The 24,039-nt window shown below is 33.9% G+C and carries 21 protein-coding genes and 4 tRNA genes; 23 read left to right on the forward strand and 2 right to left on the reverse strand.

Annotation, left to right across the window (positions count from 1 at the left end; translation table 11 throughout):
* The first annotated feature begins 34 nt into the window (after nt 1–34).
* Nucleotides 35–2,410 carry a TonB-dependent receptor gene (locus NLJ00_RS10470; protein ID WP_256637136.1) on the forward strand — a complete coding sequence of 792 codons (2,376 nt, stop codon included), beginning with the start codon at nt 35–37 and terminating at the stop codon, nt 2,408–2,410.
* A 341-nt stretch (nt 2,411–2,751) separates the two neighbouring features.
* Here the strand turns inward: NLJ00_RS10470 and NLJ00_RS10475 are convergent, their stop codons facing one another.
* A complete protein-coding gene (locus NLJ00_RS10475) occupies nt 2,752–3,420 on the reverse strand; it encodes a ribonuclease HII (RefSeq protein WP_180858515.1) in 669 nt (222 codons plus the stop codon).
* Between the two features lie 171 nt (nt 3,421–3,591).
* On the opposite strand from NLJ00_RS10475, the gene NLJ00_RS10480 reads away from it, so the two are divergent.
* The 5 genes from NLJ00_RS10480 (at nt 3,592) to NLJ00_RS10500 (ending at nt 9,243) form a co-directional block, all read left to right on the forward strand.
* On the forward strand, nt 3,592–5,571 hold the full coding sequence (locus NLJ00_RS10480) for a putative porin (protein ID WP_256637137.1): 1,980 nt from the start codon (nt 3,592–3,594) through the stop codon (nt 5,569–5,571).
* A gap of 51 nt (nt 5,572–5,622) precedes the next feature.
* Nucleotides 5,623–6,984, forward strand: a complete 1,362-nt coding sequence (locus NLJ00_RS10485) for a pyridoxal-phosphate dependent enzyme (protein WP_180858511.1) — start codon at nt 5,623–5,625, stop codon at nt 6,982–6,984.
* Between the two features lie 88 nt (nt 6,985–7,072).
* Nucleotides 7,073–7,555, forward strand: coding sequence for a 3'-5' exonuclease (locus NLJ00_RS10490; protein ID WP_073489442.1), 483 nt, complete (start codon nt 7,073–7,075; stop codon nt 7,553–7,555).
* Nucleotides 7,556–7,627: 72 nt separating this feature from the next.
* Nucleotides 7,628–8,899: a DUF2851 family protein gene (locus NLJ00_RS10495; RefSeq protein WP_256637138.1), complete on the forward strand. Its 1,272-nt coding sequence runs from the start codon at nt 7,628–7,630 to the stop codon at nt 8,897–8,899.
* A 116-nt stretch (nt 8,900–9,015) separates the two neighbouring features.
* Nucleotides 9,016–9,243 carry a PspC family transcriptional regulator gene (locus NLJ00_RS10500; RefSeq protein WP_007810860.1) on the forward strand — a complete coding sequence of 76 codons (228 nt, stop codon included), beginning with the start codon at nt 9,016–9,018 and terminating at the stop codon, nt 9,241–9,243.
* Nucleotides 9,244–9,316: 73 nt separating this feature from the next.
* Here NLJ00_RS10500 and NLJ00_RS10505 read toward each other — a convergent pair whose 3' ends face one another.
* Nucleotides 9,317–10,828 (reverse strand): amino acid permease, encoded by a 1,512-nt coding sequence (locus NLJ00_RS10505; protein WP_180858505.1) that lies wholly within the window; start codon nt 10,826–10,828, stop codon nt 9,317–9,319.
* A gap of 286 nt (nt 10,829–11,114) precedes the next feature.
* Between NLJ00_RS10505 and NLJ00_RS10510 the strand changes: the two genes are divergently transcribed.
* From NLJ00_RS10510 to rpoB, 17 genes are all read left to right on the forward strand, one after another.
* The gene (locus NLJ00_RS10510) at nt 11,115–11,990 is read left to right on the forward strand and encodes a ComEA family DNA-binding protein (RefSeq protein WP_256637139.1); all 876 of its coding nucleotides are present in this window, start codon (nt 11,115–11,117) and stop codon (nt 11,988–11,990) included.
* A 14-nt stretch (nt 11,991–12,004) separates the two neighbouring features.
* Nucleotides 12,005–13,147: an acyl-CoA dehydrogenase family protein gene (locus tag NLJ00_RS10515; protein WP_256637140.1), complete on the forward strand. Its 1,143-nt coding sequence runs from the start codon at nt 12,005–12,007 to the stop codon at nt 13,145–13,147.
* Between the two features lie 274 nt (nt 13,148–13,421).
* Nucleotides 13,422–13,616 carry a 30S ribosomal protein S21 gene (gene rpsU, locus NLJ00_RS10520; RefSeq protein WP_012024008.1) on the forward strand — a complete coding sequence of 65 codons (195 nt, stop codon included), beginning with the start codon at nt 13,422–13,424 and terminating at the stop codon, nt 13,614–13,616.
* A 131-nt stretch (nt 13,617–13,747) separates the two neighbouring features.
* A complete protein-coding gene (locus NLJ00_RS10525) occupies nt 13,748–14,641 on the forward strand; it encodes a tyrosine-type recombinase/integrase (RefSeq protein WP_256637141.1) in 894 nt (297 codons plus the stop codon).
* Nucleotides 14,642–14,675: 34 nt separating this feature from the next.
* Nucleotides 14,676–14,978 (forward strand): ribosome hibernation-promoting factor, HPF/YfiA family, encoded by a 303-nt coding sequence (gene hpf / locus NLJ00_RS10530; protein WP_053472330.1) that lies wholly within the window; start codon nt 14,676–14,678, stop codon nt 14,976–14,978.
* A gap of 90 nt (nt 14,979–15,068) precedes the next feature.
* Nucleotides 15,069–15,142: transfer RNA gene (locus tag NLJ00_RS10535), tRNA-Thr, on the forward strand.
* Nucleotides 15,143–15,265: 123 nt separating this feature from the next.
* Nucleotides 15,266–15,346, forward strand: a tRNA-Tyr gene (locus NLJ00_RS10540).
* Between the two features lie 89 nt (nt 15,347–15,435).
* Nucleotides 15,436–15,507: transfer RNA gene (locus NLJ00_RS10545), tRNA-Thr, on the forward strand.
* A gap of 55 nt (nt 15,508–15,562) precedes the next feature.
* A complete protein-coding gene (gene tuf, locus NLJ00_RS10550) occupies nt 15,563–16,750 on the forward strand; it encodes an elongation factor Tu (RefSeq protein ID WP_053472306.1) in 1,188 nt (395 codons plus the stop codon).
* Nucleotides 16,751–16,810: 60 nt separating this feature from the next.
* Nucleotides 16,811–16,881, forward strand: a tRNA-Trp gene (locus NLJ00_RS10555).
* A gap of 18 nt (nt 16,882–16,899) precedes the next feature.
* Nucleotides 16,900–17,097, forward strand: coding sequence for a preprotein translocase subunit SecE (gene secE / locus NLJ00_RS10560; protein ID WP_008466927.1), 198 nt, complete (start codon nt 16,900–16,902; stop codon nt 17,095–17,097).
* A gap of 10 nt (nt 17,098–17,107) precedes the next feature.
* Nucleotides 17,108–17,659 carry a transcription termination/antitermination protein NusG gene (gene nusG / locus NLJ00_RS10565; RefSeq protein WP_031456759.1) on the forward strand — a complete coding sequence of 184 codons (552 nt, stop codon included), beginning with the start codon at nt 17,108–17,110 and terminating at the stop codon, nt 17,657–17,659.
* 65 nt (nt 17,660–17,724) lie between these two features.
* On the forward strand, nt 17,725–18,162 hold the full coding sequence (gene rplK, locus NLJ00_RS10570) for a 50S ribosomal protein L11 (RefSeq protein ID WP_026713295.1): 438 nt from the start codon (nt 17,725–17,727) through the stop codon (nt 18,160–18,162).
* Nucleotides 18,163–18,175: 13 nt separating this feature from the next.
* Complete coding sequence (gene rplA / locus NLJ00_RS10575) at nt 18,176–18,865, forward strand: 50S ribosomal protein L1 (protein WP_012024013.1); 690 nt, start codon at nt 18,176–18,178, stop codon at nt 18,863–18,865.
* Between the two features lie 22 nt (nt 18,866–18,887).
* Nucleotides 18,888–19,391 carry a 50S ribosomal protein L10 gene (gene rplJ / locus NLJ00_RS10580; RefSeq protein ID WP_053472305.1) on the forward strand — a complete coding sequence of 168 codons (504 nt, stop codon included), beginning with the start codon at nt 18,888–18,890 and terminating at the stop codon, nt 19,389–19,391.
* A 92-nt stretch (nt 19,392–19,483) separates the two neighbouring features.
* Nucleotides 19,484–19,855 (forward strand): 50S ribosomal protein L7/L12, encoded by a 372-nt coding sequence (gene rplL / locus NLJ00_RS10585; protein ID WP_025572412.1) that lies wholly within the window; start codon nt 19,484–19,486, stop codon nt 19,853–19,855.
* A 265-nt stretch (nt 19,856–20,120) separates the two neighbouring features.
* The gene (gene rpoB / locus NLJ00_RS10590; protein ID WP_053472304.1) at nt 20,121–23,933 is read left to right on the forward strand and encodes a DNA-directed RNA polymerase subunit beta; all 3,813 of its coding nucleotides are present in this window, start codon (nt 20,121–20,123) and stop codon (nt 23,931–23,933) included.
* Nucleotides 23,934–24,039: the final 106 nt, after the last annotated feature.

The raw sequence follows: 24,039 nt of genomic DNA on the forward strand, positions 1-24,039 counted from the left end.
TTTTTGCTTTTATAACCAATAAAGCAAAAATAAAATGAAGAATATACTATCAATTGTCTTAAGCCTTTTGGGCTTGATTTCCTACGCTCAAACGGGCGTTGTTAGGGGAAAAATAATAGACAAGCAATCTGAAAAACCTATCGTCGGAGCCATTATTTCTTTAGCTGGAAATGAAAGTATTCAAACAGAATCAGATTCAGAAGGAAGTTTTAGATTAATTAATATTCCGCTTGGGAGACAGAGTATCAATATAAGTTTTACAGGATATGAAAATACTTCTGTTTCAGATCTTGATGTAACCACCGGAAAAGATAACCTGCTGACTGTTTCGCTAATTGAAAAGTTTAATACACTTGATGAAATCGTCGTAACTTCCGGGACAAACAAAGCAAAGCCGTTAAACAAAATGGCATTGGTTTCGACAAAACAATTTACTACAGAAGAAGTTACAAGATTTGCAGGCGGACGAAGTGATGTGGCGCGCTTGGTTTCTAATTTCGCCGGAGTTTCGACCGGAGACGACAGCCGAAATGATATTGTTGTGAGAGGGAATTCTCCGTCTGGAATGTTATGGAGAATTGAAGGAATGCCGGTTCCAAGTCCGAATCACTTTTCAACTTTAGGAACAACGGGCGGTCCGGTTTCGGCATTAAATCCAAATCTTTTAGCAAATTCTGATTTCCTTACTTCGGCTTTTCCGGCAGAGTATGGAAACGCAATTGCGGGTGTTTTTGATTTAGGTTTTAGAAAAGGAAATCCCGACGAATACGAATATATGATTAGTGCCGGAGCTTATCCGGGATTAGAGTTTATGGCAGAAGGACCCCTGGGTAAAAAAGGCGGTTCGTTTGTTGCCGCGGCAAGATATGGTTTTGTGGGCATTACCGGATTAGCTGGAACTGATGCACAGCCTAATTACAGCGATATTAGTTTTAATGTCGATTTTGGAAAAAGTAAATTAGGAAATTTTTCTGTTTTCGGAATTTACGGCGTTTCTGATATTGATTTTCTTGGTAATAAAATCGACAAAGAAGATCCTTTTGCAGCGCAGGATGAAGACAGTTATGTAACTTCCGGATTTGCTTCTTTTGGATTAAAACACAATTTAGAGATTGGTTCAAAATCGTATTTAAAAACCATTGTTGGTTATTCGAATGCCAATAACTCGTATAAAAATTTCCGTTATTACAATTATGGTACGCCAACAGAAAACAGACTTCCATTTTCGGATATTAAAAATGATGAAAACAGATTTACGTTTTCGACTTTATTCAATTCTAAAATCAATAAAAAAATAACTTTTAGAGCGGGATTATTGTATGAAAATTATACACTCGATGCAAAAATGTCTTCAAGAGACAGACAGCAGGATTCTGACGGAGATGGTTTTCCAGATTTTGTTCCGTTAATCAACAACAACGGAAATTATAATGTAGTGCAGCCGTTTGCGCAGGGGCAATTCCGCTTGACGGAAAAATTAACTTTTAACGCAGGGATTCATGGGCAGTATTTTTCGATAAATGAACAGTTTGTTTTTGAACCAAGAACAGCTTTAGCGTACGCCATAAATCCTAAAAACACGGTAAGTTTTGGTTTCGGAATTCACCATCAAAGCGTTCCCGTTCCTATTTTATTTTTGAATGAATTTGTAAACGGAGTTCAGGTTCAAACCAATAAAAATTTAGATTTTGTTCAAAGTCAGCATTATGTTTTAGGTTATGATGTTCGTTTGGCGAATAAATGGCGCGGAAAAGTCGAATTGTATTATCAGGATATTAGCAAAGCTGCGGTTGAATCTTTTCCGAGCAGTTATTCTTCTTTAACAGAAGGCGCAGATTTTGGTTATTCGATAGATAAAACTTCTTTAGTAAGCAAAGGAACGGGATTTAATCAGGGAATTGAATTTACGGTTGAAAAATTCTTTAGTGAAGGTTATTATGCTTTATTTACAACTTCTCTTTTTGAAAGTAAATATAAAGGAAGTGACAATATCGAGCGAAATTCTCCTTTCAATAATGGTTACGTAATCAATCTTTTAGGCGGAAAAGAGTTTAAAGTTGGAAAAGCAAAAAGAAATGTATTTTCGATCGATACCAAATTTACAACTGCCGGCGGACGTTATTATACGCCTGTGGATTTAGTCGCTTCAAACAACGCCGGTTATGAAATTAGAGACGATGCAAATGCTTTCAGCAAACAATATGATGCGTATTTGCGATTAGATGTGAAATTCGGAATTAAATTAAACAGTAAAACTAAAAAGAGGTTTCACCAGTTTTATATCGATCTTCAAAACGTAACCAATAATACAAACGTATTTACAAGAGAATATAACAGATTAACAAACAGCGTAAATCAAAAAGACCAAATTGGTTTTTCGCCAGATTTTGGATATAAATTTCAGTTTTAGTTAAGAATGTGTTGGGGCAGATTTTTAAAACCAAAAAGGCTTATCAATTTAGATAAGCCTTTTTTTATTTTACATGTTTTCTTGTTCTGTAGGAACATTTCATCGGTAGAAAAATTATATTGTTATAATGGATTACGTTCCGTAGGAACGTTTGATTTTGACATTGTTTTTTAATAATCTGACTTATCAAACGTTCTTACGGAACGCAAATATGACTGATCTTTATTTTTTCTACCGACGAAACATTCCTATGGAATGATAAATCTGAGATCAAAAAGCGAACAATTAAGTCACTAAAATATAATATATGAGCTGTCTCGACTTTAAGACAGCTTCTTTTTTTATTCTTCAAAGAAATTGAGTTCTAATTGATCCGGCAAAAGCCTGAAACTCATTCTGTGATATTTTGTTGGGCCATATTTTTTAATGGCTTCGCGATGTTCTTTTGTTGGATAACCTTTATTTTGTTTCCAGTTGTACATGGGGAATTCCTCATGAATTTGATCCATATATTCATCGCGGTACGTTTTTGCTAAAATAGAAGCTGCAGCAATACTCAGGAATTTTGCATCGCCTTTTATAATGCTTTGATTGGGAATTGATTTTAGTAACGCAATTTCTTCCTGAGAAAATTGTTTTCCAAAACTGTTTTTCAGACCCAATTTTGCATTTATAGAACGATTTCCATCCACAATAATGTATTCAGGAACATGCTTTAATTTTAAAATACATTCCTGCATTCCTTTCATCGAAGCATTGAGGATATTTATTTCGTCAATTTCATCTGGAAATAAATGCGTTACAGCAAAACATACGGCATGCTGTTCGATAATTGGTTTTAAAAAAAACCTCATTTTTTCAGACAATTGTTTACTGTCATTTAAAATTTCGTGTTCAAAATCTTCAGGCAGGATTATAGCTGCGGCAGTTACAGGACCTGCAAGACAGCCTCGGCCGGCCTCGTCAGTTCCAGTTTCTAAAACAAATCCCGAGAAATTTTTTGCAAGCATTTTTTTGAAATTTTAAAAGGCAAATATCATAAAATTTTATGCAAAAATATTCGTTTTCATACTGTCTGCCAAGGTAATTGTATAAATTGAAGTGTTTTTTTATTTATACATATTTATCTTTTACCTTTGCTCAACAAATTTTGTCGAAATAATTACATATAAAGCCATCAAATGAGAATATTCATTTTTCTATATCTATTAATTGTACCAGCATTATTGTTTTCTCAGGAAAAACCTAAACCAGCTTCTAAAAATAATTTAGATATGAATACGCAATATTCTAGTATAACAGATACTGTTAAAAAGAAGAAGGCAAAAATTGCAACGATAGATCAATATCAAATTATTACGCTGGAACACGATACTATTTATGCAGATACGTCGCTGACAATAAAAAGTGCTTACAAACAAAATCATCTTCGAAAAGACCTTTTTGGACTTTTAGAATCCTCTAATATTGGTCAGCCGTTAAATACATTACAATATAGTTTAACGAGTTTTTCGCCGTATCCGGAAATTGGTTTTAGCGCCATGCATTCGAATTATATACAAGCAGACGAAGTGAGATATTACTCTGCAGCGACACCTTTTACAGAATTGTTTTTTAATACAACGATTAATAAAGGACAAAATGTTGATTCGTTCATCACACTGAATGTGTCTAAAAACCTTAATTTTTCTATTGCATACAGAGGTTTACGTTCAGAAGGAGATTATATAAATCAATTAGTAAGTGCCGGAAACTTTAGATTTACAACGAGTTACGCTACTACTAACAGAAGATATGCGTTGAATGCACATTATACATATCAGGATAATTCGAATGAAGAAAACGGTGGAATTACAACTCCGGAAGATTTTGAAAGCGACGATCCCGATTTTAAAAATCGTCAGCGTCTGCAGGTTTATTTAACAGATGCTAAATCATTTTTAAAAGGAAGACGTTTATTTTTTGATCACGCTTTTAGAATAAATCCTACACATGGAGACAATAATTTATATATAAACCATCAATTAAATTACGAAAACAAATTTTTCGAATATAATCAGCCAACTGTACTTTCTGCAGTCGACGGAATCGATGAACCGGTAAAACGTTTCGGGGAATCGTATGTAACAAGTAATATAAACGATCAAACACATTTTGAAAGACTTTATAATAAAGTTGGAGTTGCTTATGAAAATTCTCTTTTAGGAAAATTTAATTTCTTTGTTGATGATTACAGGTCTAATTATCAGTATGATAAAATTATTATTTTTAAAGACGGAAGAACAATTCAGGATAATTTATTTCTACAGATTAATAATGTAGGCGGACAGTATGAATATCAAAAAAATAAATGGAACGGTAGATTTTTGTACACAAGATCAATCACCAATCAATCGCTTTCTGATCTTGATGCAAAACTGCGTTATAAATTAAACGATAAAATTCAGTTTGATTTTAGATACAGAAACATCAATAAACTGCCAAACAACAATTATAATTTGTACCAAAGCAGTTATGTATCGTACAACTGGTCGAATGATTTTAAAAATGAAAAAATCAATTCATTAGGAGCCAGCATTAATACGCCTTGGTTAAATGCCGAAGTTAATTATACCATTTTAAAAGATCATTTGTATTTTGAAGATGTATCTGATGCTGATGACGATGCGGTTAGAACTCAACTCATAAAACCAGCTCAATACGGAAATGCAATTAATTATTTAGAGATAAAAGCAAATAGAGAATTTAAATTTGGAAATTTTGCTTTAGACAATACACTTTTATATCAAAAAGTAGATCAATCAGATTTGATTTTAAATGTACCTGATTTTGTAACCAGAAACACGCTTTATTACTCAAATTATTATTTCAAAAAAGCATTATATGCTCAGGCAGGAGTTGTATTTAATTACTTTACTAAATATTATGCTAACGATTACAACCCTGTTATTGGAGAGTTTTTTGTGCAGGATAAAAAAGAAATTGGAAATTATGCCACTTTTGATGTTTTCATAAATGCAAGAATTCGCCAGACACGCTTTTATGTAAAAGGAGAACATTTAAATGCTTTATTTTCAAGTACTAATTATTACTCAACACCTAATAATCCATATCGTGATTTTGTAATCAGATTTGGTTTAGTCTGGAATTTCTTCCAATAAAAACGAAGCGTAACTTTACTTAAAAAAACCAAATATTAAACTTAAATAAAAATGGACTTTTCAAATAATATTTTAGAAACAATTGGTAATACGCCATTGGTAAAACTCAACAAAATTGTTGCTGAAATTGATGCGTTAGTACTAGCAAAAGTCGAAACTTTTAATCCTGGAAATTCTGTTAAAGACAGAATGGCTGTGAAAATGATTGAAGATGCCGAAGCTGACGGCCGACTTAAACCAGGCGGAACTATTATTGAAGGAACTTCTGGAAATACCGGAATGGGACTTGCTCTTGTTGCGATTATAAAAGGTTACAAATTGATTTGTGTAATCTCAGACAAACAGTCTAAAGAAAAAATGGATATTCTGCGTGCTGTTGGCGCAAAAGTAGTCGTTTGCCCTACAGATGTCGAGCCTACTGATCCTCGCTCTTATTATTCAGTTTCAAAACGTCTGGCAGAAGAAACACCAAATTCATGGTATGTAAACCAGTACGATAACTTGTCGAATTCATTGGCACATTACGAGCAGACGGGACCAGAAATCTGGAAACAGACAGATGGTAAAATCACGCATTTTGTGGTGGGGGTTGGAACTGGCGGAACAATTTCAGGAGTTGGAAAATACTTAAAAGAGAAAAACCCGAACATTAAAATTTGGGGAATTGATACGTATGGTTCTGTTTTTAAAAAATACCATGAAACCGGAATTTTTGACGAAAACGAAATTTACTCGTATATAACAGAAGGAATTGGGGAAGACATTTTACCAAAAAATGTTGATTTTTCTCTAATTGACGGTTTTACAAAAGTAACTGATAAAGATGCTGCGGTTTATACCAGAAAGATTGCACTTGAAGAAGCTATTTTTGTTGGGAATTCTGCCGGAGCTTGTATCAAAGGTTTATTGCAGTTAAAAGAGCATTTTAAGCCAGATGATGTTGTTGTGGTATTATTTCACGATTCAGGAAGCCGTTATGTGGGTAAAATGTTCAATGATGACTGGATGCGCGAACGTGGATTCTTAGAAGAAAACATAACAAAGGCCGAAGATGTTATTAAAGATCATATCGATAAAGAATTGATCGTTGTTCGTACAGAAGAATTGGTTTCGCACGCAATTGAACGTATGCGTAAATATAAAATTTCGCAGATTCCGGTTGTTGATATCAACGGATTTGTGGGTTCTGTTGATGAAACAGATTTGTTTAGAAGTTATGTTGCCGATAAAAACGTAGCCGAAAAACCAATTAAGGAAGTAATGGGGAAACCTTTCCCGATTGTAAAATTAGGAACTCCAATCGAAGAGGTTTCGAAATTATTTACCAAAGAAAATGATGCCGTTTTAATTGATTTAGGAAACGGAAACCATCATATTATTACTAAATATGACATTATTGGTTCTATTAAATAAGAACTTTATCAAAATAATTTTCATCCATAAATCTAGCTTTTCAACAGTTAGATTTATGGATTTTATCTTTTTAAAAAATAATTAAAGAATGAATTTTACGGCCATAGATTTTGAAACAGCAACTGGACATCATCCATGTTCTGTGGGAATTGTTACTGTTGAAAATGGAATTATAGTAGATGAATTCGTTACTTTAATTAAACCGCCAAATAACGAATACAATCCGTTTACGATTCGTGTTCATGGTATTTATCCAAAAGATACAATTAATGCAAAATCCTTTTTTCAGGTATATCCTGAAATTGAGAAAAGATTAAAAAATAGGGTTGTGGTGGCGCATAACGAAAGTTTTGACCGAAATGTTTTAATGAAGTCAATGTTACTGCATGGTTTAAATTATGAAGATTTAAACATTGCCCCAAAATGGGAATGTACCGTTAAAATTTATAAAGCAAAAGGTTTAAAGCCAACAAAATTAAGTGATTGCTGTCGCGAAATGAAAATACAATTAAATCACCACGAAGCACTTTCAGACGCAAGGGCTTGTGCTAAATTATATATGCTTCGATAAATAGTTTTATTATTTGTAAGAATAGTATTAATTTTACTATTTTTAGATTTTTGAAATATATAAAATCTAAAAATGAAAGAAGACTTTCTTCATTATCTCTGGAGGTTCAAAAAGTTTGATACTTTGAATCTTGTAACTGCTCAAAATGAATCTATTACCATTATTAAAACAGGTGATTATTTAGAACTTTCGGGGCCTGATTTTTTTAATGCCCATATTAAAATCGGCAGTCAAAAATGGGCTGGAAATGTAGAGATACATGTAAAATCCTCAGATTGGTATCTGCACAATCATGAAAAAGATGCCGCTTACGAAAATGTAATTCTTCATGTAGTCTGGGAAAACGACACCGCAATTTTTAGAGAAAACAATACCGAAATTCCGGTTTTGGTACTCAAAGATTATGTCGAAAAAGAAGTTTTAGATAATTACAATGCACTTGTTTCTCCTAAAACCTGGATTTCGTGCGAAAAACAAATACATGAAATCGATGCTTTTGTTTTTAAAAACTGGCAGGAAAGATTATTTTTTGAGCGATTAGAACGCAAATCAAAGTTTGTTTATGAATTACTGGAAGAAACCAATCAGGATTGGGAAGCGGTTTTGTTTTGCCTTTTAGCGAAGAACTTTGGTTTAAATACAAACGGTTTGGCTTTTCTTCAAATGTCAAAATCAATTCCTTTTTCAATCATCAGAAAAGAAAGTTTTGAAGTCGAAAATCTGGAATCATTGCTTTTAGGAACTTTAAATTTATTAGATGGAGAAAAAGAAGATGTTTATTTTAAAGATTTAAAGTTTAGGTATTTTTATTTGCTGCATAAATATCAGCTAGAAAAAACATTTATAGATCCCGTTCAGTTTTTTAAACTTCGACCGGATAATTTCCCAACAATTCGGCTTTCTCAGCTCGCTAATTTATATCACAAACATCAAAACTTGTTTTCGAAAATAATTGCGCAAAAATCAGCTAAAAACGTCTATGAATTGCTGAATGTATCTGCAAGTTCCTATTGGCAGAATCATTATCAATTCGATAAAGAAAGCCCGAAGAAAGCGAAAACATTATCAAAATCATTTGTTGATTTAGTAATCATAAATACCATAATCCCAATTCAGTTTGCTTATTCTAACATAATGGGAGATTCAGCTTCAGAAGATTTAATTGATTTTATGAATGAAGTCGCACCAGAAAAAAACGCCATTATCGATAAGTTTTCTTCCTTCAAAATAAAATCAAAAAATGCATTTGAAACCCAAACTTTATTAGAACTTAAAAATGAATATTGCAATCAAAAAGCGTGTTTAAAATGTGCAATAGGAATGGAGCTGCTTAAAAATAATTAGATAATTAGAAAATGTGATAATGAGATAATTTGTACTTTTGCCTTAAGCGAAGTCAAAGAAATCTAAAATCTTAAGTCTAAAATCTAAAATCTAAAATCTAAAATCTAAAATTAAAGATGTCAGCTATTTTAAAACTTAAATTCTTTTTTGAAAAATACGGTTTTCATGTATCATCCAGACTGGCTGATAAACTGGGAATGCGTGTAACGAGCGTAAGGTTGTTTTTTATTTACATTTCGTTTGTAACAGCAGGTTTAGGTTTTGGAGTTTACCTAACATTGGCTTTCTGGATTCGCCTTAAAGATTTAATCCGAGCAAAAAGGACTTCTGTTTTCGATTTATAAATCAAAAGTAGACGATATAAAAAATAAAAAAACCTGTTCAATTGAACAGGTTTTTTTTATGATAAATCTTTTTTTAGATTTCTTCGGTTTCGTTTTGAGGATTGTTAAGTTTTGCTCGTTTTTTACTGTAAGCAAAATAAACAATAATACCTAAAGTTCCCCAGCTTAAAAATGCGATCCAGGTATCATGTCTTACCTGAGTCATTAAGAATAAATTGAAAGATACCCCTAAAGTTCCCACTAAGTAAACTGCCGGAGTTTTGTAATGTCTTTCTAATTCTGGTTTTTTATATCTTAAGATCATAACGGCAACACATACCATTCCAAATGCTAATAATGTTCCCATACTACACATTTCACTTACTTTTTCAATTGGAGTAAGCGCAGCAACAATCGAAATAATTGTTCCAACTAAATAAGTGCTTTTATAAGGTGTTTTGAAAGTTGTATGAAGTTTGCTGAAAAATGGAGGTAATAAACCATCTCTTGACATTCCTAAGAAAATACGAGTTTGTCCAAGCATCATTACAAGCATTACAGATGTTAAACCTGCAGTTGCAGCAATTGTAATAATAAATACAGCCCATGTTAATCCGTTTTCACTAAAAGCAGAAGCAACCGGAGCAGCTTTGTCTAATTGATCGTAATGAACCATTCCAGTTAATACTAATGAAACCAGAATATATAGAATTGTACAAATAATTAAAGAAGCGATAATAGCAAATGGTACATCTTTTTTAGGATTAATTGCTTCTCCGGCCTGAGTCGAAACAGCGTCAAATCCAATATAAGCAAAGAATACAATTGTTGCAGCCGTTAATACTCCTCCAAATCCGAAATTCATCTTTCCAGTTGCATTTCCTAACGCATCAAGAGCAGGAACTTCAGTAGGAATAAATGGATGCCAGTTATCAGTATTAATGTAGAAAGCACCACAAACAATTACAAAAAGAACTACAGCAATTTTTACAATTACAATAATATTATTTGTACTTGCAGCCTCTTTAATTCCTTTTACAAGAATTGCAGTTACAACCCATGTAATTAAAAAAGCAGGTAAGTTAAATGCGAATGTAGGTAAATCAATATGATCGAGAGGAAACTCTTTATTATGTTCAATGATTTTTTCTGTAGCAGTATGAAAATCATTACAGAGCCAGATTGGGATATTAATTCCAAATAAATGGAGAAGTTTTACAAAGTATCCGCTCCAGGCGACGGCGACGGTGGTGGCACCCATCATGTACTCAAGAATCAAGTTCCATCCAATGAACCAGGCAAAAATTTCGCCGATTGTTCCGTATGCATAAGCATATGCAGAACCTTCTACCGGTAATACTGAAGCAAATTCAGCATAACAAAGAGAAGCAAATAAACAGCCTATACCTGCAATAACAAAGGATAGAGCCAGAGCTGGACCCGCATAATCATGAGCTGCGATTCCTGTTAAAGTGAAAATTCCTCCACCTATGATTGCCCCAATTCCTAATGAAGTTAAACCCCATCTTGTAAGAACTCTTTTTAAATCACTTTTTTTCATATCGGCCTCAAAGGCTGATATTGGTTTAACTCTCCAAATTGACATACTATTTTATTGGTTTATTGTTATTAAGCTCCAAATGTATCGTTTTTTGTAAAAAATAAAAACAATTATGATATTTTAAGTTATAAAATATTTAAATTTTTGATTTATTCTGTTTGCAATCTTCTGTAAGAGCTGAGTTTATTTTAATCTCTATTATATCGATTGAGTTTGAAATATCAAATTCAGAAATAATATTTTTAGTATTTTTCCTAATAAATATAAAATTTATCCCGTATTTTATACTTTTTATAATAGCAATACATTTATAATAATCACAAATTTCAAGATGTTCAATCAATATTTTAAATTTACAAGCAAGCAAAGAATCGGTATTTTTTTACTTTTTATAATTATCATCACACTGCAGTTAATTTATTTTTTTGCAGATTTTAACCAGTATGAAAAAACTTTTCCCGAAGAGAAGAAATGGCTCTCCTTACAAAAAGAAATAGATGCTGCAAAAGAGACAAAATATAAGGACAAACAAAAAGTATATACTTTCAACCCAAATTTTATTTCGGATTATAAAGGATACAAACTCGGAATGTCTGTTGAAGAAATAGATCGTTTATTGGCTTTCCGAAAACAAGATAAATATGTAAACTCAGCTGAGGAATTTCAAAAAGTAACACAAATTTCAGATTCATTATTAAAGGTAATGTCTCCCTTGTTTAAATTCCCGGATTGGACACAAAAGAAAAATGATTTTAAAACAGAGAAAAAAGAGTACGTTCAAAAAGCATCTTTCAAAAAAGAAACCATAATAATTAAAGATATAAACCAAGCCAGTCAGGAAGATTTAATTGCAATATATGGTATTGGCGAAGCTTTGTCATCAAGAATATTAAAGCAGAAAGAAATTTTAGGCGGTTTTGTTTCTATGGAACAGCTTGAAGAAGTTTGGGGACTTTCGCCAGAAGTTATTGCCCAGCTTAATAACCATTTTAAAGTAATTATGCCGTCAGGTTTTAAGAAGATAGCCATAAACGACGCGACATTAAAAGAGTTATTACAGTTTCCGTACTTTAAATATACACTTGCAAAACAAATTGTGACTTATCGAAGTATGAACGGAAATTTTAATAATATTGAGGATTTGTCAAAAATTAAAGGTTTTCCTGTTGAAAAAGCAAAAATAATTAGTTTATATTTGGAGTTCTAAAAAAATAGTACATAATGAATTTTGATTATAACGAAATGCAGTCGATGATTGCTCAATCTATAAAAGACTTTGCAGAAAAAAATATTAAGCCCTTTATAATGGAGTGGGATGAAGCCCAGATTTTTCCGGTTGATTTGTTTAAAAAACTGGGCGAAATGGGATTTATGGGAGTTTTAGTGCCCGAAGAATACGGAGGATCTGGATTAGGTTACCATGAATATATTACAGTTATTGAAGAGATTTCAAAAGTAGATCCTTCAATTGGTTTGTCAGTTGCAGCGCATAATTCGCTTTGTACCAACCATATTTTGACCTTTGGAAATGAAGAGCAAAAGAAAAAGTATTTACCAAAATTAGCTACGGCCGAATATATAGGAGCGTGGGGATTAACAGAACACAATACAGGATCTGATGCCGGAGGAATGAATACAACGGCTGTTAAAGACGGAGATTTTTGGGTTATTAATGGTGCTAAAAACTTTATCACACATGCGATTTCCGGAGATATAGCGGTTGTAATTGTTAGAACAGGAGAAAAAGGTGATTCTAAAGGAATGACTGCTTTTGTTTTAGAAAAAGGAATGGCGGGATTTTCATCTGGTAAAAAAGAAAATAAATTAGGAATGCGTGCAAGTGAAACTGCCGAATTAGTTTTTGACAGCTGCCGTGTTCCGGATGCAAACAGATTGGGTGAAGTTGGACAAGGATTTGTTCAGGCAATGAAAATTCTAGACGGAGGCCGAATTTCAATTGGGGCTTTATCATTAGGAATTTCAAAAGGCGCTTATGAAGCTGCATTAAAATATTCAAAAGAAAGACATCAATTTGGTCAGCCAATAAGCAGCTTTCAGGGAATTTCATTTAAACTAGCTGATATGGCAACAGAAATTGAAGCCTCAGAATTATTATTGCATAAAGCTGCATACTTAAAACAACAGCATAAACCAGTCACGACATTGGGTGCAATGGCAAAAATGTATGCTTCAGAAGCGTGCGTTAAAATTGCAAATGAAGCAGTGCAGATTCACGGAGGTTATGGTTATACAAAAGATTTCCCGGTAGAGAAATTTTACAGAGATTCTAAATTATGTACAATTGGAGAAGGAACTACTGAAATTCAAAAATTAGTTATCTCTAGAAATTTGCTGAAAGAGTAAAGAGTAAAGAGTAAAGAGTAAAGAGTAAAGAGTAAAGAGTAAAGAGTAAAGAGTAAAGAGTAAAGAGTAAAGAGTAAAGAGTAAAGAGTAAAGAGTAAAGAGTAAAGAGTAAAGAGTAAAGAGTAAAGAGTAAAGAGTAAAGAGTAAAGAAGCTCCGTCTATTCTCTATTTTCTATGCTCTATTCTCTCAGAAAAAAATAATTCACAATTTATAACTCATAATTAATAATTAATTTTTACATTTGCAGCCTTAACGAGAGGAGGTGTCTATATTATGTTAATTATACCAATTAAAGACGGAGAAAATATCGATAGAGCATTAAAGCGCTATAAAAGAAAATTTGATAAAACAGGAACTGTTCGTCAATTAAGAGCACGTACTGCTTTTATTAAGCCTTCTGTTGTAAAAAGAGCTCAAATTCAAAAAGCTGCTTACATCCAAACATTGAAAGATAGTTTAGAAAGTTAGTATTTCGCTTTTCAAAAATAATTACCGTTAGTCATCAAAAAGTTTTAACTTTGATGCTAACGGTTTTTTTATTTTTAAAATCTTCTGATGGTTTATATATAATAGGTATAAATCGAAAAAAAAATTTCCCTATGAAATCAAACAAAGAAGCTTTTCGTGATTATTTACAGCTGGAAAAAAAATATTCTCCACATACGGTTAATGCTTATTTGAATGATATTGGTTTTTTTGAAGAATTTAATAAATCCCGTTTCGAGCAGGATGATGTAGAGAAGGTTAATTATAGTCAAATAAGAAGCTGGATTGTTTCTTTAGTCGATCAGGAAATTTCTAATGTTTCCGTAAATCGAAAAATGGCTTCCTTAAAAGCTTTTTATAAATTTCTTTTAAAGATTAAGCAAATTGAGGTAAATCCAATGCTTAAACATAAAGCGCTTAAAACTCCTAAAATTGTCCAGATTCCATTTTCAGAAAAAGAAGTAAATGATTTAATGCTTGGAGTAGATTCTCCGTTCGGATTTGAGGATATTAGAGATAAGCTTATTGTTGACCTTTTTTATACAACGGGAATGCGTCGTGCAGAATTAATAGGTTTAATGATGAAGAATGTTGATTTGTCTTCGAATCTTATTAAGGTGTTAGGGAAAAGAAACAAAGAGCGAATTATTCCGCTTTTGCCCATAGTTGCAGATCAGATTAATTTGTATTTAAAAGAAAGAGTGGAAGTTGAAGAAATCATAGATTCTGATTATTTTTTTATTTCGAAAAAAGGGTTAAAATTGAGTGAATCGTTTGTGTATCGATTAATAAATTGTTACTTTAGTAGGGTCTCTGAAAAGGTAAAAAAAAGTCCTCACGTGCTTCGGCATACTTTTGCGACTCACTTATTAAATAACGGAGCAGATTTAAATTCAGTTAAGGAGTTATTAGGGCATTCGAGTTTGGCGTCTACGCAAGTTTATACTCATAATAGTTTAGCAGAACTTAAAAAAGTTTATTCAGATGCTCATCCAAGAAATAAGTAATAACTCTGAAATGTTTAACCCTAAAATAATTATTATGAAGGTAGATGTTCATGCAGTTAACTTTACTGTCGACAGAAAATTGGTGGATTTTATTCAAGAGAGAATGGATAAGCTTGAAAAGTATTACGACCGAGTTGTTTCGGCTGATGTTTTTTTAAAAGTTGAAAGAACAAGTGATAAGGAGAATAAGGCGGTAGAGATTAAGATTAATGTTCCGGGAGATGAATTTTTGGTTAAAAAGCAATGCAAATCGTTTGAAGAAGCAGTTGAGCTTTCGGCAGAATCTTTAGAACGTTTACTGGTAAAAAGGAAAGAAAAAATAAGAGCACATATTTAATTGAAATTTTTTTTAAAAAATGTTTTGATTCAAAGATAAAATAGCTACATTTGCAGTCCGTTAGAAATAGCGGACTTTTTTAATGTATTCGCCGATGTAGCTCAGCTGGCTAGAGCAGCTGATTTGTAATCAGCAGGTCGTGGGTTCGAGTCCCTCTATCGGCTCAAAAATATTTCAAATGCGATTTGAAATCGGTTCTTTTAAAATATTGTAAAACAGAAATTTAGGGCAAAAAAAATATGATTTGGAGAAATCTAAAATCTAAAAATTAAATCCATAAATTATTCGGGGAGATACTCAAGCGGCCAACGAGGGCAGACTGTAAATCTGCTGTGTGAACTTCGCAGGTTCGAATCCTGCTCTCCCCACAAAAAAAAGAAGTTAAGATTTCGGATTTTAGATTTTAGATTTTCAAAATCTAAAATCTGATTTCAAGAATCTAAAATCAGAACTCTCTGCCGGTGTAGCTCAGGGGTAGAGTGCTTCCTTGGTAAGGAAGAGGTCTCGGGTTCAAATCCCGACATTGGCTCAAGTAAGTAGGAAATTGAAAATTAATATATAACTAAGATTAAAAATTAAGTAAAATGGCAAAGGAGAATTTTAATCGTTCCAAACCGCACTTAAACATAGGTACAATTGGACACGTGGATCACGGAAAAACTACATTAACTGCTGCAATTACAAAAGTATTGTCAGATGCTGGTTACTGTCAAGCAAAATCGTTTGATCAAATCGATAACGCTCCAGAGGAGAAAGAAAGAGGTATTACTATTAATACATCTCACGTAGAGTATGAAACAGCTAACCGTCACTACGCTCACGTTGACTGTCCAGGTCACGCGGATTACGTAAAGAACATGGTTACTGGAGCAGCTCAAATGGACGGAGCTATCTTAGTAGTTGCTGCTACAGATGGTCCAATGCCACAAACTCGTGAGCACATCCTTTTAGGACGTCAGGTTGGTATTCCAAGAATCGTTGTTTTCATGAACAAAGTGGATATGGTTGATGATGCTGAGTTGTTAGAGCTTGTTGAAATGGAAATTAGAGATTTATTATCTTTCTACGAATATGATGGAGATAATGGTCCTGTTGTTCAAGGTTCAGCTTTAGGAGGATTGAATAATGATCCTGCTTGGGTACCAAAAATCATTGAATTAATGGAAGCTGTTGATGCTTGGATCGAAGAGCCAGTGCGTGACGTTGCTAAACCATTCTTGATGCCGGTTGAGGATGTATTTACAATTACTGGTCGTGGAACTGTTGCTACAGGTCGTATCGAAACTGGTATTGCTAATACAGGTGATGCTGTTGAAATCATTGGTATGGGAGCTGATAAATTAACTTCTACTATTACAGGAGTTGAGATGTTCCGTAAAATCCTTGATAGAGGTGAAGCTGGAGATAACGTAGGTTTATTGTTAAGAGGTATTGATAAAGAATCTATCAAAAGAGGAATGGTTATCATTAAGCCAGGATCAGTAAAACCACACGCTACTTTCAAAGCTGAGGTTTATATCTTGAAAAAAGAAGAAGGTGGACGTCATACTCCATTCCATAATAACTACCGTCCACAGTTCTACGTACGTACAACTGACGTAACAGGAGTTATTACTCTACCAGAAGGAGTAGAGATGGTAATGCCAGGAGATAACTTGACTATCAATGTTGCTTTATTAAGCCCAATCGCAATGAGCGTAGGTTTACGTTTTGCTATCCGTGAAGGTGGTAGAACAGTAGGTGCAGGTCAGGTGACTGAAATCATAGGATAATCCTATAACAAATTATAAAAAGCCAGTTGATTTTTTTAACGAAATCACTGGCTTTTAATTACGGGCGTAGTTCAAGGGTAGAATAGCGGTCTCCAAAACCGTTGATGGGGGTTCGAATCCCTCCGCCCGTGCAATAAAAATTATATCAAATGACAAAAGTTACTAATTATTTATCAGAGGCTTTCGAAGAATTAAAGTCAAATGTTACTTGGCCAGCTTGGGCTGAAGTTCAAAAATTGACAATTGTTGTGGCTGTATTTTCGATTCTGTTCGCTTTGGCAACTTGGGGAGTAGACGAATTTTTTGCAAAAGCTTTGGCTGGATTTTTTAACTGGTTAAAAGGATAATTTTTTTGTGATGGCAGATAATAATGTGAAAAAATGGTATGTGGTTAGAGCAGTAAGCGGCCAGGAAAACAAGGTTAAAGCTTACATCGAAACTGAGATTGCCAGACTAGGGATGGAGGATTATGTTTCCCAGGTTTTAGTGCCTACTGAAAAAGTAGTTACTGTAAAAGAGGGAAAAAAGATGTCTAAGGATAAAGTATATTTTCCTGGATACGTTATGATTGAAGCTAACTTGGTTGGTGAGATACCTCATATTATTAAATCTATTACAAGTGTAATTGGTTTCTTAGGTGAGATTAAAGGTGGGGAACCTGTTCCTTTAAGATTATCTGAGGTGAATCGTATGTTAGGTAAAGTAGATGAGCTAGCTGTTAATACAGATACTCGTGCTATTCCTTTCAGCTTAGGTGAAACGGTAAAAGTGATCGATGGTCCTTTTAATGGTTTCAATGGTACGGTTGAAAAAATCAATGAAGAAAAGCGTAAACTTGAAGTAATGGTTAAGATTTTCGGAAGAAAAACTCCATTAGAATTGAGTTTTATGCAAGTTGAAAAAGTATAATTTTTTGTTACATATAATATCTATCACAATCGCTTCCAATTGATTGTGTATTAAATTTTTTAAAAATGGCTAAAGAAATTAGTAAGGTAGTTAAACTACAAGTTAAGGGAGGTGCTGCGAACCCGTCGCCACCGGTTGGACCTGCTTTAGGAGCTGCTGGGGTTAATATCATGGAGTTCTGTAAGCAATTTAATGCTAGAACTCAGGATAAACCTGGCAAAATTTGTCCAGTGCAAATCACTGTGTACAAAGACAAATCATTCGATTTTGTTGTTAAGACTCCTCCAGCAGCAGTTCAGTTAATGGAAGCTGCAAAGCTAAAATCTGGTTCTGGTGAGCCTAATCGTAAAAAAGTAGCTAGTGTTACTTGGGAACAAATTAGAGCTATTGCTGAAGACAAAATGCCTGACTTAAATGCTTTTACAGTAGAAAAAGCAATGAGTATGGTTGCTGGAACAGCTAGATCTATGGGTATAACTGTATCAGGAGATGCTCCTTTTTAATTAAGAAAAAGACATGGCAAAATTAACAAAAAAGCAAAAAGAGGCTGCTTCAAAAATTGAAAAGAACAAATTATACTCTCTAAAAGATGCTGCGGCATTATTGAAAGTTGTTGCTTCTGCAAAATTTGATGAGTCTGTTGATATCGCAGTGCGTTTGGGTGTTGATCCAAGAAAAGCGAATCAAATGGTAAGAGGTGTAGTAACTTTACCTCACGGAACAGGAAAGGATGTTAAAGTATTAGCATTGGTTACTCCAGATAAAGAGGCTGAAGCAAGAGAAGCTGGAGCAGATCACGTTGGTCTTGATGATTACTTACAAAAGATTAAAGATGGTTGGACAGATGTTGATGTTATCATCACTATGCCAGCTGTTATGGGTAAATTAGGTCCATTAGGTCGTATTTTAGGACCTAGAGGTTTAATGCCAAACCCTAAAACAGGTACTGTAACTATGGATGTTGCAAAAGCTGTTCAAGAGGTTAAAGCTGGAAAAATTGACTTTAAAGTTGATAAAACTGGTATCGTTCACGCAGGAATTGGTAAAGTTTCTTTTGGAGCTGAGCAAATTGTTGACAACGCACACGAAATTATTCAAACATTAATAAAACTTAAACCAACTGCTGCTAAAGGTACATACATTAAAGGTATTCACCTTACAAGCACAATGAGTCCTGCTATTGCATTAGACCCAAAAGCAGTATAATTGGTAGTTAAAAATTTTTAGTATGACTAGAGAAGAAAAATCAATCGCGATTGAAAATTTAACTGCGCAGTTAGCTGGTACAAATATCATTTATGTATCTGATATTTCTGGTTTAAACGCAGAAACAACTTCAAGCTTACGTAGAGCTTGCTTTAAAGCAGGTATCAAATTAGAAGTTGTAAAGAACACTTTGCTTGCCAAAGCAATGGAAGCTTCTTCTACTGATTATGGTGACTTACCTTCAGTTTTGACTGGTAATAGTGCTATTTTCATTTCTGATGTAGCTAATGCTCCTGGAAAAATCATTAAAGATTTCCGTAAGAAATCTGATAAACCAGTTTTAAAAGGTGCTTTCATTAACAATGAAGTTTACATTGGAGATAACCAATTAGATGCACTAGCAACTATCAAGTCTAAAGAAGAGTTAATTGGAGAAATCATTGGATTATTACAATCTCCAGCTCAAAGAATTATTTCTGCTTTACAAAACAAATTCGCTGGTAGCGAAGAAGAAACTGAAGCATAATAATCAAAGCAGGGAAGCTTGCTTCCTTGTTGCTTAATTAGCGCACAATAAATAAATTATATTTTTACAAATCATTTTAAACGATAGAAAAAATGGCAGATTTGAAACAATTCGCAGAACAATTAGTTAACTTAACAGTTAAAGAAGTTAACGAATTAGCAACAATATTAAAAGACGAGTATGGTATCGAGCCTGCTGCTGCAGCTGTAGTAGTTGCTGCTGGTGGTGGAGAAGGTGCTGCTGAAGAAGCACAAACTGAATTTACAGTTGTATTAAAAGAAGCTGGTGCTTCTAAATTAGCAGTTGTAAAATTAGTTAAAGAACTTACAGGTTTAGGTCTTAAAGAAGCTAAAGATGTAGTTGACGGTGCTCCAAGTACTGTTAAAGAAGGTGTTTCTAAAGAAGAGGCTGAAGGTCTTAAAAAATCATTAGAAGAAGCTGGAGCTGTAGTTGAGCTTAAATAATTCAACTCAGTTTTAAGAACTAGGTTTAGGTCCTGAGTTAACACTCAAAGGCCTAAACCATTTTTCGTATAATAAAATACATTAAATTTTATTATCAAATAGTTTAAAATACGAAAAAGTTTTTGATCAATACGAAGAAAAAAAATAGAACTGATTTTATCTGTTTATTTTTAAAGATGTATTGATTTTAAAAAGAAAGTATAAACTAAGCACTGTGTTTTTACACAAAAAAATTACTTTTTTTTAATCAAAATTTTGTCCATTGATGATAACAAATCAGACTGAAAGATTGAATTTTGCCTCTACAAAAAACATTCCTGACTATCCGGATTTCCTGGATGTTCAGGTTAAATCTTTTAAGGATTTCTTCCAATTAGAAACGAAATCTGACGAAAGAGGCAACGAAGGGTTATACAATACCTTCATGGAAAACTTCCCAATTACAGATACAAGAAACAACTTTGTATTGGAATTCCTAGATTATTTTGTTGATCCGCCACGTTATACAATTCAAGAATGTATAGAGAGAGGTCTTACTTATAGTGTGCCTTTAAAAGCCAGGTTAAAACTATACTGTACAGATCCAGAACACGAAGATTTTGAAACAATTGTACAAGATGTATATCTTGGAACAATACCTTATATGACTCCTAGTGGTACTTTTGTAATCAATGGTGCCGAGCGTGTAGTAGTATCGCAATTACACCGTTCTCCTGGGGTTTTCTTTGGACAGTCATTCCACGCAAATGGAACTAAACTTTATTCTGCGAGAGTAATTCCTTTTAAAGGATCTTGGATAGAATTCTCTACAGATATTAACAGCGTAATGTACGCTTATATCGATAGAAAGAAAAAATTACCTGTAACAACTTTATTCCGTGCTATTGGTTTCGAAAGAGATAAGGATATCCTTGAAATTTTCGACTTAGCAGAAGAAATTAAAGTTTCTAAAACTGGTATTAAGAAATATATTGGAAGAAGACTTGCTGCACGTGTATTGAACACATGGCACGAGGATTTCGTTGATGAGGATACTGGTGAGGTAGTTTCTATCGAACGTAACGAAATCATCCTTGATCGTGATACAATTATCGACAAAGATAATGTTGAGGAGATCATCGATTCTAACGTTAAATCTATCTTGTTACACAAAGAGGATAATAACCAAGCAGATTATGCTATTATCCACAACACGTTACAAAAAGATCCAACAAACTCTGAAAAAGAAGCTGTAGAGCACATTTACCGTCAGCTGCGTAACGCTGAACCGCCTGATGAGGAAACTGCTCGTGGTATTATAGATAAATTGTTCTTCTCTGATCAACGTTATAACTTAGGTGAAGTTGGTCGTTACAGAATGAACAAAAAATTAGATTTAGATATCCCTATGGATAAGCAAGTGCTTACTAAAGAGGATATCATTACAATCGTAAAATATTTGATCGAATTGATCAACTCTAAAGCAGAGATTGATGATATTGATCACTTATCAAACCGTCGTGTTAGAACAGTTGGAGAACAATTGTCTCAACAATTCGGTGTTGGTTTAGCACGTATGGCTAGAACTATTCGTGAGAGAATGAACGTTAGAGATAACGAGGTGTTTACACCAATTGATTTGATTAATGCTAAAACATTATCATCAGTTATCAACTCTTTCTTTGGAACTAACCAGTTATCTCAATTTATGGATCAAACGAATCCACTAGCTGAGATTACACACAAAAGAAGACTTTCTGCACTTGGACCAGGTGGACTTTCGAGAGAAAGAGCTGGTTTCGAGGTTCGTGACGTTCACTATACACACTATGGTCGTTTATGTCCGATTGAAACTCCAGAGGGACCAAACATTGGTTTGATTTCATCTCTTGGTGTTTATGCAAAAGTAAACGGAATGGGATTCATCGAAACTCCATACCGTAAAGTAACTAATGGTGTAGTTGATTTAGAAAGTACTCCAATTTACTTAAGTGCTGAAGAAGAAGAAGGTAAAATGATTGCTCAGGCAAACATTGAAATGGATGAAACTGGTAAAATTACAGCTAGCAATGTTATTGCTCGTGAGGAAGGTGACTTCCCGGTTGTTGAACCATCTGTAGTTCATTATACAGACGTTGCTCCTAACCAGATTGCATCGATTTCTGCGTCATTGATTCCTTTCTTGGAGCATGATGATGCGAACCGTGCGTTGATGGGATCAAACATGATGCGTCAGGCAGTTCCTTTGATCCGTCCTGAAGCACCAATTGTAGGTACAGGTTTAGAGCGTCAGGTAGCTTCAGATTCAAGAGTATTGATCAATGCTGAAGGGCATGGAACTGTTGAATATGTTGATGCTAATATCATTACTATTAAATACGATCGTACAGAAGACGAGAGAATGGTTAGTTTTGATGCTGATGAGAAAACATACAACCTTATTAAATTTAGAAAAACCAATCAAGGTACAAGTATTAACTTGAAACCAATCGTAAGAAAAGGTGACAGAGTTATTCCTGGACAAGTATTATCAGAAGGATATGCTACTCAAAATGGTGAATTAGCTTTAGGTAGAAACTTAAAAGTTGCGTTCATGCCATGGAAAGGGTACAACTTCGAGGATGCGATTGTAATTTCTGAAAAAGTAGTTCGTGATGATATTTTTACATCTATCCACGTTGATGATTATTCATTAGAGGTTAGAGATACTAAGTTAGGAAATGAAGAGTTAACAAACGATATTCCTAACGTTTCTGAAGAAGCTACTAAAGATTTAGATGAAAACGGTATGATTAGAATTGGAGCAGAGGTTAAACCTGGCGACATTTTGATCGGAAAAATTACACCAAAAGGAGAATCAGATCCTACTCCAGAGGAGAAATTGCTTCGTGCAATCTTCGGGGATAAAGCAGGTGATGTAAAAGATGCTTCATTAAAAGCTTCTCCATCTTTACACGGTGTAGTTCTTGACAAAAAATTATTTGCAAGAGCCGTAAAAGATAAACGTAAACGTACTCAGGATAAAGATGCTTTAGGCGCTTTAGAAATGGAATTCGAAACTAAATTTGTTGAATTAAAAGACAGATTAGTTGAGAAATTATTCTTGATCGTTAACGGAAAAACATCTCAGGGTGTAATGAATGATTTGGGTGAAGAAGTTTTACCAAAAGGTAAAAAATATACTCAAAAAATGCTTTACGCAGTAGAAGATTTTGCTCACTTAAGCAAAGGTCAATGGGTTGCTGATGACGCTACAAATAAAATGGTTAATGATTTAATTCATAACTATAAAATTAAGCTAAACGACTTACAAGGATCTTTAAGAAGAGAAAAATTCACTATTACAGTTGGAGATGAATTGCCATCTGGAATCTTGAAATTGGCTAAAATCTATATCGCTAAAAAACGTAAGTTAAAAGTTGGTGATAAAATGGCAGGACGTCACGGTAACAAAGGTATTGTTGCAAGAATCGTTCGTCATGAAGATATGCCTTTCTTAGAAGATGGAACGCCGGTAGATATCGTATTGAATCCACTTGGGGTACCTTCACGTATGAACATTGGTCAGATTTATGAGACTGTTCTTGGATGGGCTGGTATGAACTTGGGTAGAAAATTTGCTACTCCAATTTTTGACGGTGCTTCTCTTGACGAAATCAATGCCTTGACTGATGAAGCTAACGTACCACGTTTCGGACATACCTATCTTTATGATGGTGGAACTGGAGAGCGTTTTGCACAAAAAGCAACTGTGGGTGTAATTTACATGCTTAAATTAGGACACATGGTTGATGATAAGATGCACGCACGTTCTATTGGACCATACTCATTGATTACGCAGCAGCCACTTGGAGGTAAAGCTCAATTTGGAGGTCAGCGTTTTGGAGAGATGGAGGTTTGGGCACTTGAAGCTTATGGAGCTTCTAGTACACTACGTGAAATCTTAACTGTTAAGTCTGATGACGTTATTGGTAGAGCTAAAACTTACGAAGCTATCGTTAAGGGAGAAACTATGCCAGAACCAGGTTTACCAGAATCATTCAATGTATTAATGCACGAATTGAAAGGTCTAGGTTTAGATCTTCGTTTGGAAGAGTAATAAAAGTTTTCAGTCGCAGTCTCAGCATTCAGTTCCGTACTGAAAACTGAGACTGCTAACTGTGACTAAATATTAGAGTTTTTAAGATTTATACCCGTAACCCGTT

This window comes from Flavobacterium panici (assembly GCF_024499525.1).
Taxonomy (GTDB): Bacteria; Bacteroidota; Bacteroidia; order Flavobacteriales; family Flavobacteriaceae; genus Flavobacterium; species Flavobacterium panici.

Coding starts and splice junctions, on each gene's coding strand:
- NLJ00_RS10470 (WP_256637136.1), top strand. CDS start 35: ATGAAGAATATACTATCAATTGTCTTAAGCCTTTTGGGCTTGATTTCC.
- NLJ00_RS10475 (WP_180858515.1), bottom strand. CDS start 3,420: ATGCTTGCAAAAAATTTCTCGGGATTTGTTTTAGAAACTGGAACTGAC.
- NLJ00_RS10480 (WP_256637137.1), top strand. CDS start 3,592: ATGAGAATATTCATTTTTCTATATCTATTAATTGTACCAGCATTATTG.
- NLJ00_RS10485 (WP_180858511.1), top strand. CDS start 5,623: ATGGACTTTTCAAATAATATTTTAGAAACAATTGGTAATACGCCATTG.
- NLJ00_RS10490 (WP_073489442.1), top strand. CDS start 7,073: ATGAATTTTACGGCCATAGATTTTGAAACAGCAACTGGACATCATCCA.
- NLJ00_RS10495 (WP_256637138.1), top strand. CDS start 7,628: ATGAAAGAAGACTTTCTTCATTATCTCTGGAGGTTCAAAAAGTTTGAT.
- NLJ00_RS10500 (WP_007810860.1), top strand. CDS start 9,016: ATGTCAGCTATTTTAAAACTTAAATTCTTTTTTGAAAAATACGGTTTT.
- NLJ00_RS10505 (WP_180858505.1), bottom strand. CDS start 10,828: ATGTCAATTTGGAGAGTTAAACCAATATCAGCCTTTGAGGCCGATATG.
- NLJ00_RS10510 (WP_256637139.1), top strand. CDS start 11,115: ATGTTCAATCAATATTTTAAATTTACAAGCAAGCAAAGAATCGGTATT.
- NLJ00_RS10515 (WP_256637140.1), top strand. CDS start 12,005: ATGAATTTTGATTATAACGAAATGCAGTCGATGATTGCTCAATCTATA.
- rpsU (WP_012024008.1), top strand. CDS start 13,422: ATGTTAATTATACCAATTAAAGACGGAGAAAATATCGATAGAGCATTA.
- NLJ00_RS10525 (WP_256637141.1), top strand. CDS start 13,748: ATGAAATCAAACAAAGAAGCTTTTCGTGATTATTTACAGCTGGAAAAA.
- hpf (WP_053472330.1), top strand. CDS start 14,676: ATGAAGGTAGATGTTCATGCAGTTAACTTTACTGTCGACAGAAAATTG.
- tuf (WP_053472306.1), top strand. CDS start 15,563: ATGGCAAAGGAGAATTTTAATCGTTCCAAACCGCACTTAAACATAGGT.
- secE (WP_008466927.1), top strand. CDS start 16,900: ATGACAAAAGTTACTAATTATTTATCAGAGGCTTTCGAAGAATTAAAG.
- nusG (WP_031456759.1), top strand. CDS start 17,108: ATGGCAGATAATAATGTGAAAAAATGGTATGTGGTTAGAGCAGTAAGC.
- rplK (WP_026713295.1), top strand. CDS start 17,725: ATGGCTAAAGAAATTAGTAAGGTAGTTAAACTACAAGTTAAGGGAGGT.
- rplA (WP_012024013.1), top strand. CDS start 18,176: ATGGCAAAATTAACAAAAAAGCAAAAAGAGGCTGCTTCAAAAATTGAA.
- rplJ (WP_053472305.1), top strand. CDS start 18,888: ATGACTAGAGAAGAAAAATCAATCGCGATTGAAAATTTAACTGCGCAG.
- rplL (WP_025572412.1), top strand. CDS start 19,484: ATGGCAGATTTGAAACAATTCGCAGAACAATTAGTTAACTTAACAGTT.
- rpoB (WP_053472304.1), top strand. CDS start 20,121: ATGATAACAAATCAGACTGAAAGATTGAATTTTGCCTCTACAAAAAAC.